This is a genomic window from Paenilisteria rustica, assembly GCF_013820765.1.
GTDB lineage: Bacteria > Bacillota > Bacilli > Lactobacillales > Listeriaceae > Listeria_A > Listeria_A rustica.
On the sequence record NZ_JABJVM010000008.1, the window covers coordinates 1 to 17,823 of the forward strand.

Sequence of the window (17,823 nt, forward strand, 5' to 3'; positions counted from 1 at the left end):
CCGAGCCAAAATACTAGCCCAACACTTTATCAAAGATTTTGACATCTCTGTAGGTTAAGAAAAGGCACGAGCTATTGACTCCCTAGCTCGCACCTTGATATTTCACCCCAACAATTGACATAGAGCCCTTTTAAAATGTCTAGGAAGAGTATAAATTTATCCCACTACAAAGAAAAACCGCAATTCTCAACGAATAAACGGTTCATCCAAAATCACCTAAAAAGCGATTTATTTTTTCACTTGATTCATAACTTCCTCAACAAAGTTATCCTCTTTCTTCTCTAACCCTTCACCAACTTCAAAACGAACGAACGATTTAATCGTAGCGCCTTTTTCTTTAACAAATTGACCTACAGTTACGTCTGGGTTTTTAACGAATGGTTGATCTTCTAGGCTAATTTCGCTAAGGTATTTCGTTAAGCGACCTTCGACCATTTTTTCAACGATGTTGGCTGGTTTGCCTTCGTTAAGCGCTTGTTCTGTAAGGATTTTTCTTTCGTGCGCAATTTCGTCTTGAGAAACGTCATTACGTGAAATGTATTTAGGGTTGATTGCTGCAACGTGCATCGCAACATCTTTTGCAATCGCGTCATCAGAAGTTCCTTCAAGAACCACTAATACACCAATACGTCCGCCCATGTGGATATACTCGCCAAATGCGTGATCTGCCACTTTTTCTTGAATTTCAAAACGACGAAGAGAGATTCTTTCACCGATTTTTTGGATTGCTTCGTTAATGTAATCTTGTAGGGTTTGACCATTTGGCATTTCTGTTTTCAACGCGTCATCCAAGTTATCTGGACGAACAGTCAATAGTTGATTTGAAATGTCTTTTACTAATTGAATGAATTGATCATTTTTAGCTACGAAATCTGTTTCTGCATTGATTTCAAGTACTGCAGCATGTTTATCATTGCTGACAACGCTTGTCATACCTTCTGTAGCGATACGATCGGATTTCTTAGCAGCTTTCGCAATACCTTTTTCGCGTAGGTAGTCGATTGCTAAATCCATATCTCCATCTACTTCTACTAATGCTTTTTTACAATCCATCATACCTGCACCAGTTTTTTCGCGTAGTTCTTTTACCATTTGAGCTGTAACGTTAGCCATTTACAATTCCTCCTAATATAAAAATCTTTGAAAAAAGGTGATAAGAGATTGCCACTTATCACCTTGTTAGTTTTAAATCATAACTTATGCTTCTGTAGTTGGTTCTTCAGCAACAGGAGCCGGAGCTGCTGCAACAGTTTCTTCAACAACTGGAGCTTTTACTTCTTCTACAGGAACTTCTTGCTCTTCACCTTGGTTTACTTCGATGATAGCATCAGCCATTCTAGCAGTCAAAAGTTTAACCGCACGGATAGCATCGTCATTTGCAGGAATTACATAATCGATTTCATCAGGATCACAGTTTGTATCTACAATACCGATGATTGGGATGTGTAATTTACGAGCTTCTGCAACAGCAATACGTTCTTTACGAGGGTCAACGATGAACAAAGCATCTGGAAGACCTTTCATATCTTTAATACCGCCTAGGAATCTTTCTAATTTCTCTTGTTCTTTCTTAAGTAGAACAACTTCTTTTTTAGGAAGGACTTCGAAAGTACCATCTTCTTCCATTTTTTCGATTTTCTTAAGATGTTTAATACGTTTTTGGATTGTTTCAAAGTTTGTCAATGTTCCACCTAACCAACGATGGTTAACAAAATATTGACCTGAACGGATCGCTTCATCACGTACTGAATCTTGCGCTTGTTTCTTAGTTCCTACAAAAAGGATTGTTCCACCGTCAGCAGAGATTTCTTTCATGAAATTGAAAGCTTCGTCTACTTTCTTAACCGTTTTTTGTAAATCGATAATGTAGATACCATTTCTTTCTGTGAAGATATATTTCTTCATTTTTGGGTTCCAGCGACGTGTTTGGTGGCCGAAATGTACCCCAGCTTCTAGCAATTGTTTCATTGAAATAACAGGCATGTTATTCCCTCCTATGGTTTTATTTTTTGCGGACTTTTCCGCCCTCCACATGAATCAACCAGACAAAGACTTGTAAACAAGCACCCTTTGGACTGTCCTCAATGTGTGTGTGATGTTTTAACACCGTTTATTATGATATCACAGAATACGGCCTATGACAAGTGATTTGCAGTGTTTCAGCTCATTATAAGTAATTAGCTTTCATTCATGGGTATGCCCAGAAAATGGCGTGTACACATTATCGTATTGCAAATGCATCATCATCCCATTGGTAGCGTGATCAAGATTATGACAATGATCCATCCAAATACCGGGATTGTCCGCCTTGAAAGCGACCTCATACGTTTCACCAGGCTTCACATTTAGCGTATCCGTCCACCAAGGACTTCCCGTTGTTTCAACGCCATTGCGCGTCAACACTAACATCTTGTGGCCATGCAAGTGCATGGGATGATGGCTGTAACTGCGATTGATAAAAGTCGTTTTTACAAGATCACCCTCGCTTACCATCAACATCGGCGTATTGGGATACAGCTCGCCGTTAATCGTCCACAAATGATGCACCATCCCATCAAAGAAAGCGAGTTTACTATCAAAAACCATTTCAAACTCCCGATCAAAACCAGCCGATAAATCTAGCTGACTCGCCTGCTGTTCCCCGTATTCCTCTGGCTTGAAAACCTCATCAGGAATCTCCGTCGATGCTTTTGTTGTTGTCGCCGTAGATTGGAAAACCCAACCGCCGTTCTCATCATTTGCATCAAACAAACGAACCGCATGATTTGGCATCGTAAAGGTTATGTCCATGCGACCTCCAGCAGGAATTTGTAGATACGTGTTCTTCAAATCAGTAGGTTTATGAATCAAATTGCCATCTATCGCTGCCACTTGAAATACCGCACCATTCAACATCAGTTTTTGCGGCTTATTATGTGCATTTCCAAGACGAATTCGAACATTGGTACCCGGCTTGATTTTTTTCGGTACCTCACCGTTACTAGAAAGCAGCGCGCCTGACGCATCGATATATTTTGGCGCTACAAAGCCCACAATCTCTAGCTCCTCTTTTACCAGCGTCTTCGGTTCTACAACGAGCGAACCAAATAAGCCATGCCCCACCTGCTCCGACGACTGATTATGTGAGTGATACCAGAACGTTCCAGCCGTATCCGCCTTAAATCGATACGTATAACTCTCACCAACCGCGACAGCTTTTTGCGAAATATCCGGTACGCCATCCTCTGCAATCGGAACATCATAACCGTGCCAATGAATCGTGACTCCATCTGCAATATTTTTATTGCTCAGCGTAACTTCCACAACATCGCCTTGTGTCACTCGGATCGCTGGGCCCGTCAATTTCCCATTAAAAAGCCACAACTCCTTCTTTGTCCCATCCGGAACTTCCATCTTCTTTTTGGCCGCTGTAAAATGATAACGCTTCGTAACAGCCGCAGCATCTGGTCCCGTAAGTGTCGTCACATCCACCGATTGCCTCCCGCGTGTCATTTTGCCACCACCCCAGTCCATGCTCGCCTCGTGACCATCCGCCTGCATCGCGGTGGCATTCCACACTAAGGAGCCAAAAATAAAACCTACAATAAGAAGAACACTACACGAAACAATCCACCGCATTCGAAAACGCCCGCCAAGCCGTCTATCCCAAACGTATAATAGGGAGAAAATAAGAATTGGTAGTCCAAAACACTCGAAATATGTCCATCCGTCCGGGAAAGCAGGTATTTGAAAAGCGATCATAAACACCGCAAACCAAGCCACAAAAACGGCATAACGTTTAACTAAGCGATTCCACAATTTTCGTTTCCGCAGTATCGCTAGCAAAAGGAATGGCGAAACAACCATCGGCATCAACATTCCAAAAATCTGTCGGATAAACTCCCACCCAATACTCAAACCAGCAATTACAGCAACTGCGAACCAAGCAAACAGAAGCAATACATTTGCCATTATAAGCCAACGTCCGCCTTTAAAAGGAAGAATCGACCATGCAATCGCCATTCCCATTAAAATTAATACAGAACTTCCAAAAAACATCATATACATCGTTATGTAAGCCCTTTTTCTATATATAATCTCACTTCTCACCAAGTATACTATAAAATGCACAATCTTTCTTAGAATCTCGAAACTATTTCTGATAAACCGCTAAGAATCAAGCTAAGGGAAACTCCCCTTTTTCTTAATCTACCTAAGTAATATTTAGTAGAAATCTTTTTTTAGGTGTGTCTTTTTTACTATTTTCGAGAACAAGTGAATGTTTTCACAATAAACACTAGACAAAGACTTTGTGAAATGTTACACTTACTTTGTAAATAAGAAATCCAAGAAGATGACGGCGAGTCGACCGCCGCAATTTTTTTGAAATAACAGGGACGTTAAATGTCACCAGAGGACGTTTTTAGTCCCAATACTATTGGAGGGTTCACAAATGGCAATGAAAGAAAAAGCTGTTAATGAAGAATTAGAGGTTCAAAAAGTAATTGATACACTAGCAAGTAACGGACAAAGCGCACTAAAAGCATTCGCCGATTTCGACCAAGAAAAAGTAGATCATATCGTTCACGCAATGGCTCTAGCGGGTCTTGACCAACATATGCCGCTTGCTAAACTAGCGATTGAAGAAACTGGTCGCGGAATCTATGAAGATAAATGTATTAAGAACATTTTCGCAACAGAATATATTTGGAACAGTATCAAAGCAGACAAAACAGTCGGTATTATCAATGAAGATAAACAAACTGGTGTCGTTGAAATCGCAGAACCAGTCGGCGTTATTGCTGGGGTAACTCCTGTTACGAACCCAACATCGACAACACTTTTCAAAGCAATCATTGCCATCAAAACGCGTAACCCAATCATTTTTGCATTCCACCCAAGCGCTCAAAAATGTTCTTCTGAAGCCGCTCGTATCGTATATGAAGCAGCAGTTGCAGCCGGCGCTCCTGAACATTGTATTCAATGGGTTGAGAAACCATCACTAGAAGCGACAAAACAATTGATGAACCATAAAGATGTAGCGCTCGTTCTTGCTACAGGTGGTGCAGCAATGGTTAAATCAGCGTACTCTACTGGTAAACCTGCTCTTGGCGTTGGTCCTGGTAACGTTCCAGCTTACATCGACAAAACAGCGAAAATCAAACGCGCAGTAAACGATCTAATCCTATCTAAAACTTTCGATCACGGTATGATTTGTGCTTCTGAACAAGCTGTAATCGTCGACAAAGAAGTTGCCAAAGCTGTGAAAGACGAAATGGAAGCGAACAAATGCTACTTTGTTAAAGGCGCTGAGTTCAAAAAATTAGAAAGCTATGTGATCAATCCTGAAACACATGCATTAAATCCAAATGTTGTAGGTAAATCCCCTGCTTGGATCGCAAACGAAGCTGGATTCAAAGTTCCAGAAGACACAAAAATGCTCGTAGCTGAAATTAAAGGTGTGGGCGATGATTATCCACTATCTCATGAAAAACTAAGCCCAGTTCTCGCTTTTATTGAAGCAAAAGACCAAGCACAAGCTTTTGATCGTTGTGAAGAAATGCTTGTATACGGTGGTTTAGGTCACTCAGCAGTTATTCATTCAACAGACCGAGAAGCACAACTTGCATTCGGTTTACGCATGAAAGCTTGTCGTATCATTGTGAACGCACCATCTGCTCAAGGCGGAATCGGCGACCTTTACAACGGCTTTATCCCTTCCCTAACACTAGGTTGCGGATCTTACGGTAAAAACTCTGTATCACAAAATGTTAGCGCAACAAACCTTTTAAATGTGAAACGTATCGCAGAACGGAGAAATAATATGCAATGGTTCAAACTGCCACCAAAAGTATTCTTTGAAAAATATTCCACACAATATCTACAAAAAATGCCTAACATCGAACGCGTATTTATCGTAACTGACCCAGGAATGGTGCAATTCAAATATGTTGACGTTGTTATCGAACACTTGAAAAAACGTGGAAATGACGTATCGTATCAAGTATTCGCAGACGTAGAGCCAGATCCATCTGACGTAACCGTTTATAAAGGTGCGGAACTAATGAAAGACTTCAAACCAGATTGCATTATCGCACTTGGTGGTGGTTCCGCAATGGATGCTGCCAAAGGTATGTGGTTATTCTATGAACACCCAGAAGCTTCATTCTTCGGTTTGAAACAAAAATTCCTAGACATTCGCAAACGTACATTCAAATATCCTAAACTTGGTGAAAAAGCGCAATTCGTTGCCATCCCTACTACATCTGGTACTGGATCTGAGGTTACTCCTTTTGCGGTTATTACAGATAAAGAAAACAACATTAAATACCCACTTGCAGATTACGAATTGACTCCAGACGTGGCGATTGTCGATGCGCAATATGTGATGACAGTTCCAGCTCACATCACAGCAGACACAGGTATGGACGTATTAACACATGCGATTGAGTCTTACGTATCCGTAATGGCGAGCGATTATACACGCGGATTATCTCTACGCGCCATCGAAATGGTATTCGAATCATTACGCGCATCCGTTCTTGATGCTGACGAAGATGCTCGTGAAAAAATGCATAATGCTTCCGCTATGGCAGGTATGGCGTTCGCCAATGCTTTCCTAGGAATTAACCATAGTCTGGCACACAAAATCGGACCTGAATTCCACATTCCTCATGGTCGTGCTAACGCTATCCTTATGCCACACGTTATTCGTTACAATGCGACAAAACCTAGAAAACATGCATTGTTCCCAAGATACGAATCTTACCGCGCAGATCAAGATTACGCACAAATTGCTCGCGTACTAGGGCTTCCAGCTTCTACAACAGAAGAAGGCGTGAAATCACTAGTTGATGCAATCATCAGCCTTGGTAAAGATTGCGGAATCGAAATGAGCTTGAAAGGTCAAAACGTTGACAAGAAAGCATTCGACGCAGTGGTTGATACACTTGCTGATCGCGCGTTCATGGATCAATGTACAACTGCTAACCCAGTTCAACCGCTCGTTTCTGAGTTGAAAGAAGTTTATATGAACGCTTATAAAGGTGTTTAAAATATAAATACTTGAAAATAACAGCCCTTCCCTCGGGCTGTTATTTTTTATCATACAAGATTAGTTTACATAATAATATTATTGTCATCTATTCTTCTATTCATTGCGAAAAGAAATTGTTTCATTTATACTATTAACTTATCATATAGCAGAGGATGCGATTAAATAATGGAAGAAAACGTTTTCGAAACAATGGCCAGAAAATATGATAGTTCTGAGCGGATAGAACTTGCTAATATTATTGCGACAAAAATAAGCGAAGAACTGACGCAAGCAAAAGACAAAACCCTGATTGACTATGGTAGCGGCACTGGTTTGGTGGGCTTGCAAATGGCCGATTACGTCAAAAATGCTATCCTGATAGACTCCTCCAGTACTATGGTCGAGATAATTAACGAAAAAGTAACAGAAAACAACATCTCAAACGTCCAGACTATCGTCGCTGATCTTACTAAAGACACAATTGATGTAAAAGCCGATATTATAATCGTTTCGCTTGTTCTCTTGCATATTCCCGACACAAAATTGATTCTAGAAAAACTCTATGCCACACTCCATGCTGACGGCCAATTAATTATTGTTGATTTCGATAAAAACCCAGCTATCAGCCATCCAAAAGTTCATAACGGTTTCGTTGCTAGCGAACTAGAAGCACTACTCACTGATGTAGGATTCCAATCGGCTAGTATTCAGCTATTCCACAGCGGCAAAAAACTATTTATGAAGCAAGATGCAACTTTATTTATAGCTGTTAGTCAAAAATAAAATACGAAAAATGCATTTAGTAGATTTCTACTATGTTTTACCTTATACTACTCGTATCACCGTAGCGTGATAAAAATATTCTTTCAGGAGGAATTTTTATGCCGAATACGATACCTTATTTACAGTTCAATGGTAATACAAGAGAAGCCCTAGATTTCTATGCCAAAGCTTTTGGTGCCACACCAACAATGGTACAAACCTACAGCGAGATGGGGGATTCACGCGGAAACGAAGCGCTAGCTAAACGTATCGTTCATGCACGCCTGGAAAAAGATAATGTCGAGCTACTTTATTTCTCAGATTCCTATGTAGATGGGCCTCTAGTAATAGGAAACACACATTCGATCGCCTTCATGTTTGACGATGAAGCTGCATTAAAAACCACGTATGACATACTAAAGAATGACGGTCAGGTATCCATCGAACTACAAGAAATGCCTTGGGGTGGCGTTTATGCAAAAGTAACAGATAAACTAGGCATTGAATGGCAACTTAATTGGCAAAAAAGCTAAATCAAAAGACGTAAGTAAACCTGGAATTCCAGGTTTACTTACGTCTTTTTAGATTCGTCTACTCAGTTACGATTCTCTGTATGATACGGGCACGTGATAACATGATCATCTATCATCCCAATTGCCTGTAAGTATGAATATATAATAACTGGTCCAACGAAAATAAAACCACGCTTCTTCAAATCCTTGCTAATCCGCTCAGACAAGTCATTTTTTGCGGGCATTTGAGACATATCCGTCCAATGATTTATAATCGGCTTTCCGTCTGAATATCCCCAAATATAATTGGCAAAAGAACCAAATTCAGCTTGCACTTTCAGAAAAGCGATGGCATTTTTGCGGACGCCACCAATTTTAAGTTTATTTTTGACGATGGCTGCTGTTTCACGTATGTGCTCTAATTCCTCATCTGTCATCCGCGCGCATTTATCTGGGTCAAATTGATGAAATGCTTCTTTATACGCTGGTCGTTTAGTCAAAATTAAGCGCCATGAGAGGCCTGCTTGTGCGCCTTCTAAATTCAGCATTTCAAATAAATACTGTTCATCACGACTCGGCACACCCCATTCCTTATCATGATACACTTGCTCCACCGTATCGCTCATTGCCCAACCACATCGTTCTTGCTGCATATGACATCCTTCTTCCTATTATTTAAATAAAGCTCGGACTTGTGCCACATCTTCTGAGGTCAAGTCTGCCTGTAATGTTTTCCTATTAGCTAGTACTTGTTCAGGACTCTTAGCTCCTGGAATGACAACATCGATGCTATCGATACCAAGCGTTGTCGCTAAGACAATATTCGCGATGGAAACGCCGTGTTTATCAGCTAATTCTTGAAGGCTATTCACTTTTGCGATGTTGTCAAGGTAGGCTTGCCCCTGGAAATGCGGTCGATCTTTACGGAAATCTTGCGGCGGATTACCGGCTGTGAACTTCCCTGTTAATAAACCACTTGCAAGCGGTGTGTACGGTATGAAAGAAATCCCTTGTTCGCGGCAGTAAGGAATCATGTCCTCCTCTAAGTCAGGATAAACGAGCGAATACTTATCCTGCACAACATCAACATAGCTGTCTTTATTCGCTGCTTTCAGAGTATCCATGCTAAAATTAGATACGCCAATTGCACGAATTTTCCCAGCTTCTTTTAAACGTTGTAATGCACCGACCGCTTCATCTGGCGGCGTCACACCATCTGGAAAATGGATATAGAATAAATCGATGTAGTCTGTTTGTAGACGCTTTAACGCAATGTCTACAGAATCTGTTAAGAACTCTGGTGAATTATCTAATTTAACCCCACTGTCCGTCACGATATGTGCGGCTTTCGTTGCTATTACTACGTCCGAACGACGACCAGTCTCCGATAAAATCTCGCCAATCAGCTCTTCTGATCGCCCTAAACCATACATAAATGCACTATCAAAAAAATCAACACCCGAGCCAAGTGCCGCCCGCAGCGTTTCACGGCTTACTTCTTCATCAATATTTTGAAATAGATTATGCGCGCCAATCGTATTTGCTCCAAAGCCAATCGGTGTGACCCGAAGTCCAGTCCTACCAATCTCTACACGTTTCTCCATCTTCCAAAAACCTCCCTGATTTGTCGCTATACCTCATGATAACATAAAAAAACATCGAACGCACGTTCTAGCTCGATGTTTTTTCATTTCTTTTATTTCTTCAATTTCCCACGTAAAACCATTGGTAAAATACCGCCATGACGGTAGTAATCAATTTCTACATCCGAGTCAAAACGAACGAGCACCTCAAATGTTTTGTGTGTACCATCTTCTGCAACTGCTGTTACTGTCACAAAATCGAGCGGGGCAACTGTTTCATCAATCGCGACACTAATCGTTTCCCGACCAGTCAAGCCAAGTGAATCCGCGCTTTCACCGTCTTTAAATTGCAATGGCAAGACTCCCATCATCGCTAGGTTTGAGCGGTGAATCCGTTCGTAGCTTTTCGCAATGACTGTTTTAATGCCGAGTAAATTCGTTCCTTTTGCAGCCCAGTCACGAGAAGATCCCATTCCATAGTCATCACCCGTCAAAACAACAAGTCCTGTCCCAGCTTCTTGATATTTCATCGATGCATCATAGATAGGCATGATTTCTTCCGTTGGCCAATATGTTGTATAGCCGCCTTCTGTGCCTGGTGCTACTTGGTTTCTAATGCGGATATTCGCGAATGTTCCGCGCATCATCACGTCATGATGACCACGACGCGAACCATACGAATTAAAATCACGAATCGCTACACCGTGCGCTTGCAAGTACTTCCCGGCCGGAGTATCTTTTCCAATCGCTCCAGCTGGTGAAATATGGTCCGTCGTAACTGAATCTCCGAATTTACCGATGACACGAAGTCCGTGAAGTGCTTCTACTGTGCCTGGTTCTGGCGATAAGTTCTCGAAAAATGGCGGGTTCGCAATATAAGTTGAATCTGTATCCCAATCGTAAAGTGCTTGTTCCGACGTCGCAATCGCATTCCATTCTTCATTTTGACTGAAAACATTTGCATATTCTTCGCGGAATAGCTCTGGCGTTACCGTTCTTTCCACGAGCGCCTTCACTTCTTCTTGTGCTGGCCAAATATCGCTTAAGAATACATCCTGACCGTGTTCGCCTTTTCCGATTGGTTCATTTAGCATATCGATGTTCGTCGTTCCAGCAAGCGCGTATGCAACGACAAGCGGTGGTGAAGCTAGGAAGTTTGCTTTTACTAAAGCATGAATCCGTCCTTCAAAATTTCGATTTCCACTAAGTACAGCGGACACCAGCAAATCATTGTCTACAATCGCTTGTTCAATCTCGTCTTTTAGCGGTCCGGAGTTACCAATACATGTCGTACAGCCGTAACCAACAAGGTCAAATCCTAACTTCTCAAGGAATGGCAGTAATCCTGCATCTTCCAAATACCCGGTCACGACCTTCGAACCAGGTGCGAGCGATGTTTTCACGAATTTAGGCACTTCAAGACCTAATTCCACCGCTTTTTTCGCGAGTAGCCCAGCGCTTAACATCACGTACGGATTGGATGTATTCGTACAACTGGTAATCGCCGCAATCGCCACTGAGCCCGTCTTCATTGTTGATTGATCACCATTTCCAAACGTTACTTTCGCTTCTTTATGCAAGTCTTTTTTCGATAAACCAAATCCTTGGTTGCCATTTGGCGCGCTGATCGAGGCTTGGAAACTCTCTTTCATTTTTGATAATGGAATCAAGTCTTGCGGACGTTTCGGTCCTGCCAAGTTCGGCTCAATCAAGCTTAAATCAAGTTCTACAACTGACGTATAATTCGGTTCTACATTTTCTGGTGTGAAAAATAGCTCGTTATTTTGCAAATATTCCTTCACAAGCGCGACTTGTTTTTCTTCACGTCCTGTTAAACGCATGTACGTCAATGATTCCTCATCTACTGGGAAAAAGCCACATGTTGCGCCGTATTCTGGTGCCATGTTCGCAATCGTCGCCCGGTCAGCAAGCGGTAATGTCGCTACGCCTTTACCGAAGAACTCGACGAACTTGCCGACTACTTTCTTTTCACGGAGTACTTGTGTTACTTTTAAGGCTAAATCGGTTGCTGTTGCGCCATTTGGTAAGGCATTGATTAATTTAACACCGATAACTTCTGGGATTGGGAAATATGATGGTTGGCCAAGCATTCCTGCCTCCGCCTCGATTCCGCCAACACCCCAGCCCAGTACGCCGATTCCGTTAATCATGGTTGTATGCGAGTCAGTTCCGACCAAGCTGTCTGGGAACGCTGTATATTCATTCTCAGCCACTTGATTCGCGATTACAACGCTTGCCAAATACTCCAAATTGACTTGGTGGACGATTCCCGTTGCTGGTGGTACTGCGCGATAATTATCAAACGATTTCTGCGCCCAGTTTAAGAATTGGTAACGCTCCATATTACGCTCAAACTCGAGCTTCATGTTGACTTCTAGCGCTTCCGGATTCGCGTAACTGTCCACTTGCACCGAGTGATCGACAACGAGATCCACAGGAATTTCCGGATTGATGTCTTCTGGATTCCCACCCAAGTCTGCCATCGCTTTACGTAGTGACGCCAAGTCAACAACTGCTGGTACACCCGTGAAATCTTGCAAAATAACACGCGCTGGTTTGAACGGAACTTCTCCGTCATTCTTTTTCGTCGCATCCCAGTGCGCTAAATCTTCAATATGTTTATCCGTGATGATCCGTCCATCCGCTTGACGCAATACCGATTCAAGAAGTACGCGGATAGAATAAGGCAGTTTTTTAATGGATGTTTGACCATCCGCCTCAAGTGTTTTTAATTGATAATAATGATACGTGTCGTCTCCGATTTGAAACGACTGCTTTGCTTTCTCATTCCAATTTTTCATTAGTTTTTGCCTCCCATTGTGATACCCTTCGCTCTCGTTGCATTCTTCTACTCTTCTATTGTACGAAAAAAAGCATGATAAGTAAACTAAGATAAATCGATGCTTTTCAATAAGTAAAAATTATCAGCGGAGCCACCTCAAAAAAGCCGAACATAATCGCCCGACTTCTTCTCACTTTGAAGCTACATCTTTGTTCCACGCTTTCTTAAACTGATCGCGATAGAACATAATATCTCGCACATAAATATCGCTATGATTGTACTTAAAGACGGCCTGCTTCTCCTTGCCAACTTTTGCACCATTGTCTGCTAAAAAATTCGCGGTGGAAAACACGGCATCTTCCAAATCCCATGGATCCGCCTTACCATCGTGATTCGCGTCCACGCCATAACCGCCATACGCCTTAATCACGCTCGGATCCACCAAATCATCGTCCGAAAAATCACCGACGCCACCCGTTGCTGGACAACCTTCTGCACTCCATCCCACAAACGTACACGGCATAAATTGCATCGGGCCAATCGCACCAACTCCTGAAATCATCGGCTCTACCGTTGAAAACTTGGTCTCCACGCGATGCACAGCGGCAAGTAAGAACCAGTCAATGCCGTATTCTTTCGCCGCCGCTTGATAAATCGAAACAAATTGTTCAGGAATATCCTGCGTGTAAGGTTTTGGCTTCTCCTCTGCCCGGAATTGCATCAAGACAACGAGTGCCAAACCTAACACGATTACTGCTAAAATCGCCAAAAACATGCTGCGTCTCTGTTTGACTTTACGTAGTTGCGCCTTTGTCGGCTTTTTCTTCGCCAATTTATCTCGCCAAAATCAGGATTTGACCACTGTGAAGCGCACGAACGAATTCATCAATTTGAGCATCATTCAAGTCAAAATCTGTTAGCAAACGTTTTACTGATTTGTCACTCGTATTTGAAAACCATTTCGCAAAAGGACCAGCAGCATAAAGTGCACCGTATTTCGGATTATACACCTGCGGAATCATCAATCCACCGCTAAGCGACTGCAAAATACCAGAGATAACACCAAACGCTTCTTCATTCACTGGGTGCTCTTCCTCTACATTTGTCGACTCAATAATGTCTTTTACTTCCTCTTCTTGGTCTGATTTCGCCAAAATCGAGATGTTCTCTTTTTTATAGCCTCTAACCTCAAGTTCTGTAATTTTATCCACGGCCTCTGTTTCATTTCCTGCGATAAATACTTCCCAATTATCCATAAACACTCGCGTCCCTTCTATAATCAACTCAATGTCAAAATCTCTTTTATCTCATCTGTTGTTAAACGATGGAGCATCTGTTCACCAGGCTGGATTAGCGCATCCATCAATGCCTGTTTTTGCTTCTGTAAATTATAGATTTTCTCTTCAATCGTGCCTTTTGTAATCATCCGAATCACTTGCACCACGTTTTTCTGTCCGATTCGGTGTGCTCGGCTCGCAGCTTGTTCTTCCACCGCAGGATTCCACCATAAATCGTACAAAATAACCGTGTCGGCGCCAGTCAAATTCAGCCCCGTTCCACCGGCTTTCAGTGAAATAAAGAATAAATCAGCGTCCCCCGCATTAAAGGAATTCACCAGATCCATCCGGCTTTTCGAAGGCGTGCCACCATCCATATAAAAATAGCGATAGCCAGCTTCCTCAGCCTGCGCTTTCATGATTTGTAACATCGATGTGAACTGCGAGAAAATCAAGATTCGCTTGCCACTTTCACGTGCTGTTTGTATTGTATCAAACAATTGCATCAGTTTACCAGAACCACCATCATAATTTTCCACAAAAAGCGCTGGATCGCAACAAATTTGGCGTAATCGTGTTAAACCTGCTAGCAATTTAATCCGGTCTTCTTGCTCGTTACCATCTTTTGCAGCCAATTCTTGTTGTATTTTCTCCAAGTAAGCGAGGTAGACAGTTTTTTGCGCTTCTGTTAACTCAGAATAAAGATTTGTCTCGATTTTATCCGGCAATTCTTTAACAACATCCCGTTTGAGACGGCGCATCAAGAACGGGCGAATCATCTGAGCCACACGTTCATGCGGTAATTCTTTAAATTTACGAAGCGATGGGAAAAAGCCCGGCATAATCGTCTGAAACATCGTCCATAACTCATCAATGCTATTTTCCAACGGCGTTCCACTAAGCGCAAAAACATTCGTCGTTTTGAGCGCTCGCACAGCTTGTGAAGCCTTCGTATTGTAGTTCTTGATGGCTTGCGCTTCATCCAAGATAATCGTTTGGAAGCGTGTCGTTAAGAATTCCTGCTCATCTTGACGCAAGGACGGATATGATATCAAATAGACATTCCCTGGCTCGATTTTTTGAATCAGTTCCAAACGCATTTGTGAAGCCCCGTGAATGACCGTCACCGGAATATCAGGCGCAAACTTTTCAAATTCGCTTGACCAGTTATACAAAAGAGAAGCTGGTGTCACGATTAAAACAGGTTTCATATCCGGATTTTCTTCGATCGTCGAGGCAATATACGTAATCGCTTGTAACGTCTTTCCAAGCCCCATATCATCCGCTAAAACACCACCTAAATGATACTTCCCAAGCGATTTCATCCATTCAAAACCAGTCACCTGATACTCCCGAAGTTCCGCATTCAAATTCGCTGGCAAAGGATAGGATGTATCCTCTTGATTCACAATTTCATGTAATAAATCGCGGAACGTCCGGCTGAACTTATTATGCTCATTTTGCGCACTGCCCATCGCCTCGTAGATTTGCATACCACGATAAAGCGGCACTGCCATCTGCTTCCCGACTTCTTTTTTTCGGACATCTAAAATATCAAAAATCGCTTCCATTTGCTGATAACTCTCATCTTCAAGCGATAAGAACCGCCCACTGTTCAAGCGATGATACTTCCGTTTTTCCCGTAAAGATTGCAGTACTTCTTGAATCTCATCCTCATCGATACCTTGAAAATCAAACGCAACCGATAAATAATCATTATCATGCGACACATCGACGGTTGTCGTTGGCTTCACATGTTCTTCCACCATTTCTTCCAAACCATCTTCTAAATAAATCGCCACATCCGTCGCCAAACTCGGAACAACCCGATAATAAAACTCGTAAAGACTCGCTTCATCCGAATTAACCACCATTTGCGTTTCCGAAAAATGAACAGGAGCTGCCTCAATCCGGTGCATAATTTTTGCTTCCGTTTCCATATCCCGAATCATGATGCGCCCGTCCGGATCCACGCTTTCCGTTAAAGCAAACGGATCGAAAACCTGTGAACCATAGTGATATTCCAGCTTTAGCACATGTTCGTTGTTTTTTTGCGAGATCCACATCTTCGAAACAAGCGGTTGCTGAATAACACGATCCTCAATCGACGGATCAATCTGAACGTGCCCACTTTTTTGAAGCGATGGCAGGACGTAAGACATCACCTCACTGAGTTGCGATTCCGAAAACTGCACCACCTCATTCTCCGTCACACTATGGAAATGAATAAGTGGCGTTAATTGCTCCCAAACTGCATCACTTGGCCGATAAAATACACCGTTTAAAAACAACAACTGATAGCTTTCCAAGTAACTCGCTTGCTGCAATTCCTCCATCACAAGCTGGTACATGTCACCCTTGTCATTTTTACGAAACACGAACGAAAATGGCAATGTCCCTTTTTTAAACATCAAACCGCTATATTTAATATCATCATGAATGCAAATCGTATTCTGCCCCATCAAGTCAGCCAGAATTGTTTCCGCTAAACTCGGTGGAATAATCAGCACCTTTTCCTCCGCATACGACTTGTTCCAGTAAAAGCTATCCGTATCATACATTTTCGCAATTTCATTTATCTTCGTCAGCTCATTGAAAACCGCGATATCACGCTCACCAAAATAATATTCATTCGGATCAAAACTGAAATTCTTCGTGAAAAAATAGCTCGTATGTTGTTTAATCGCTTGTAAAAAGTCACCGATGTTTTTCACCACATACGTACGATCCTGCCCAACCTTCAAATCAAGCGTCAACATATTTTTATCACGATTTTCCTGCATCCGTAAAATATACTCCACCTTCAATGGCGTTTTGGCCGTCGTATCGAACGTATCAAATTGACGATCCATATTTTCCTGGAATAAGGAAAGTAGCGTCGTAGCCTCTTGAGCCAGAATACGTTGCTTGAAATTAGCCTTCTCAATTTTTGTCTGACGCGCCTCGTGTTCCAGTTCAATCGCATAAATATGCGAACAAACACTATTCTCCTGGAAGTAAATACAATCACATTGATAGTTCCCGCTCGCTACATGCTTCACTTCATACGAAACCCGGTCATCAACAACGACCGAACGGAACATATTCGCATAACTCGTCTTTTCTTCAAAAACAGTGATTGCCCCATCTTCCAGTAATTCGCGCCCCTTTTTCTTAATCGAAACAGGAATCATTGTGTTTTTTGGATCTGTTAACAATTCACTCAACTCCTGACATTTTGGGTCATGTGATAATAATCATGACCAGATAAAACCAAATCATACTCCGATTCATAACCTAATTTTTTATATAAATTTAGCGCGCCTGCATTTGCTTTTTCCACGTTGAGCGCAATAATTTCACAATTTTTAGCGACAGCCAATTCTTTAAATGCATGCAATAACTCTTTCCCAATTCCTTGCCCGCGATAAGCCGAGTCCACCACAAGTGAATCGAGGTAATACTCGCCCATCCACGTTTCCTGCTCCGTGAACAACGGGATTTTATTGACAATCCCAAACATATCCTGGATGCCTTCCCACTCGTCGTCCATGTTTTCCGCGTGCTCCCCATGATAGCTCACAAGGATTCCCGCCACTTTGCCATCGATTTCTTTGACCATCACATTCTCTTTACTGAACCTATAATCCGGCCGTAAAAAGCTCGCTTCAATCATCTCAAGCATCATTTCTTTACTAACACCCGCTAAAAAAGGCAACTCCATATCCTCTAAAATTATATAAATAAGTGGTGCGACTTGTTCCGCATCTTCCGCTTTCGCTTGTCGTATCATCACAATTCCTCCATTCATTTCATCAGGAAAAAATGTTCCCTTTTTTCATCCAACACTTTATTATATCGAAAAAAGCCTAATGTTTCAAACTAGGAAGCT

General features: G+C 42.1%; 13 protein-coding genes. 3 read left to right on the top strand and 10 right to left on the bottom strand.

All coding sequences use genetic code 11. The features are described 5' to 3' along the window. Positions 1 to 228 precede the first annotated feature (228 nt). From tsf to HPK16_RS08885, 3 genes are all read right to left on the bottom strand, one after another. Entirely contained in the window at positions 229 to 1,113 is an 885-nt protein-coding gene (tsf, locus tag HPK16_RS08875; protein ID WP_181676625.1) for a translation elongation factor Ts, read from the bottom strand. Between the two features lie 84 nt (positions 1,114 to 1,197). Beyond that, entirely contained in the window at positions 1,198 to 1,983 is a 786-nt protein-coding gene (gene rpsB / locus HPK16_RS08880; protein WP_036093911.1) for a 30S ribosomal protein S2, read from the bottom strand. Between the two features lie 201 nt (positions 1,984 to 2,184). Continuing rightward, positions 2,185 to 4,047 (bottom strand): multicopper oxidase family protein, encoded by a 1,863-nt coding sequence (locus HPK16_RS08885; RefSeq protein ID WP_181676626.1) that lies wholly within the window; start codon positions 4,045 to 4,047, stop codon positions 2,185 to 2,187. Positions 4,048 to 4,432: 385 nt separating this feature from the next. Between HPK16_RS08885 and adhE the strand changes: the two genes are divergently transcribed. From adhE to HPK16_RS08900, 3 genes are all read left to right on the top strand, one after another. Further along, a complete protein-coding gene (gene adhE, locus HPK16_RS08890; protein WP_181676627.1) occupies positions 4,433 to 7,033 on the top strand; it encodes a bifunctional acetaldehyde-CoA/alcohol dehydrogenase in 2,601 nt (866 codons plus the stop codon). Positions 7,034 to 7,201: 168 nt separating this feature from the next. Beyond that, the gene (locus tag HPK16_RS08895; protein WP_181676628.1) at positions 7,202 to 7,798 is read left to right on the top strand and encodes a class I SAM-dependent methyltransferase; all 597 of its coding nucleotides are present in this window, start codon (positions 7,202 to 7,204) and stop codon (positions 7,796 to 7,798) included. Positions 7,799 to 7,896: 98 nt separating this feature from the next. Next, on the top strand, positions 7,897 to 8,310 hold the full coding sequence (locus tag HPK16_RS08900) for a VOC family protein (protein WP_181676629.1): 414 nt from the start codon (positions 7,897 to 7,899) through the stop codon (positions 8,308 to 8,310). Positions 8,311 to 8,372: 62 nt separating this feature from the next. On the opposite strand, the gene HPK16_RS08905 is transcribed toward HPK16_RS08900, so the two are convergent. From HPK16_RS08905 to HPK16_RS08935, 7 genes are all read right to left on the bottom strand, one after another. Continuing rightward, positions 8,373 to 8,942, bottom strand: coding sequence for a DNA-3-methyladenine glycosylase I (locus HPK16_RS08905; protein WP_181676630.1), 570 nt, complete (start codon positions 8,940 to 8,942; stop codon positions 8,373 to 8,375). 18 nt (positions 8,943 to 8,960) lie between these two features. Then, the gene (locus HPK16_RS08910) at positions 8,961 to 9,893 is read right to left on the bottom strand and encodes an aldo/keto reductase (RefSeq protein WP_181676631.1); all 933 of its coding nucleotides are present in this window, start codon (positions 9,891 to 9,893) and stop codon (positions 8,961 to 8,963) included. 92 nt (positions 9,894 to 9,985) lie between these two features. After that, a complete protein-coding gene (acnA, locus tag HPK16_RS08915) occupies positions 9,986 to 12,694 on the bottom strand; it encodes an aconitate hydratase AcnA (RefSeq protein ID WP_181676632.1) in 2,709 nt (902 codons plus the stop codon). A gap of 171 nt (positions 12,695 to 12,865) precedes the next feature. Further along, positions 12,866 to 13,507, bottom strand: coding sequence for a lytic transglycosylase domain-containing protein (locus tag HPK16_RS08920; RefSeq protein ID WP_246369366.1), 642 nt, complete (start codon positions 13,505 to 13,507; stop codon positions 12,866 to 12,868). 1 nt (position 13,508) lies between these two features. Beyond that, positions 13,509 to 13,931 carry a general stress protein gene (locus tag HPK16_RS08925; protein WP_181676633.1) on the bottom strand — a complete coding sequence of 141 codons (423 nt, stop codon included), beginning with the start codon at positions 13,929 to 13,931 and terminating at the stop codon, positions 13,509 to 13,511. A 23-nt stretch (positions 13,932 to 13,954) separates the two neighbouring features. Next, positions 13,955 to 17,125 (bottom strand): DEAD/DEAH box helicase, encoded by a 3,171-nt coding sequence (locus tag HPK16_RS08930; RefSeq protein WP_181676766.1) that lies wholly within the window; start codon positions 17,123 to 17,125, stop codon positions 13,955 to 13,957. A 29-nt stretch (positions 17,126 to 17,154) separates the two neighbouring features. Then, a complete protein-coding gene (locus HPK16_RS08935; RefSeq protein WP_181676634.1) occupies positions 17,155 to 17,724 on the bottom strand; it encodes a GNAT family N-acetyltransferase in 570 nt (189 codons plus the stop codon). Positions 17,725 to 17,823: the final 99 nt, after the last annotated feature.

What these genes read in the sequence shown, in the direction of transcription:
- tsf (WP_181676625.1), bottom strand. Translation starts at nt 1,113, where the DNA reads ATGGCTAACGTTACAGCTCAAATGGTAAAAGAACTACGCGAAAAAACT.
- rpsB (WP_036093911.1), bottom strand. Translation starts at nt 1,983, where the DNA reads ATGCCTGTTATTTCAATGAAACAATTGCTAGAAGCTGGGGTACATTTC.
- HPK16_RS08885 (WP_181676626.1), bottom strand. Translation starts at nt 4,047, where the DNA reads ATGTATATGATGTTTTTTGGAAGTTCTGTATTAATTTTAATGGGAATG.
- adhE (WP_181676627.1), top strand. Translation starts at nt 4,433, where the DNA reads ATGGCAATGAAAGAAAAAGCTGTTAATGAAGAATTAGAGGTTCAAAAA.
- HPK16_RS08895 (WP_181676628.1), top strand. Translation starts at nt 7,202, where the DNA reads ATGGAAGAAAACGTTTTCGAAACAATGGCCAGAAAATATGATAGTTCT.
- HPK16_RS08900 (WP_181676629.1), top strand. Translation starts at nt 7,897, where the DNA reads ATGCCGAATACGATACCTTATTTACAGTTCAATGGTAATACAAGAGAA.
- HPK16_RS08905 (WP_181676630.1), bottom strand. Translation starts at nt 8,942, where the DNA reads ATGCAGCAAGAACGATGTGGTTGGGCAATGAGCGATACGGTGGAGCAA.
- HPK16_RS08910 (WP_181676631.1), bottom strand. Translation starts at nt 9,893, where the DNA reads ATGGAGAAACGTGTAGAGATTGGTAGGACTGGACTTCGGGTCACACCG.
- acnA (WP_181676632.1), bottom strand. Translation starts at nt 12,694, where the DNA reads ATGAAAAATTGGAATGAGAAAGCAAAGCAGTCGTTTCAAATCGGAGAC.
- HPK16_RS08925 (WP_181676633.1), bottom strand. Translation starts at nt 13,931, where the DNA reads ATGGATAATTGGGAAGTATTTATCGCAGGAAATGAAACAGAGGCCGTG.
- HPK16_RS08930 (WP_181676766.1), bottom strand. Translation starts at nt 17,125, where the DNA reads ATGATTCCTGTTTCGATTAAGAAAAAGGGGCGCGAATTACTGGAAGAT.
- HPK16_RS08935 (WP_181676634.1), bottom strand. Translation starts at nt 17,724, where the DNA reads ATGATACGACAAGCGAAAGCGGAAGATGCGGAACAAGTCGCACCACTT.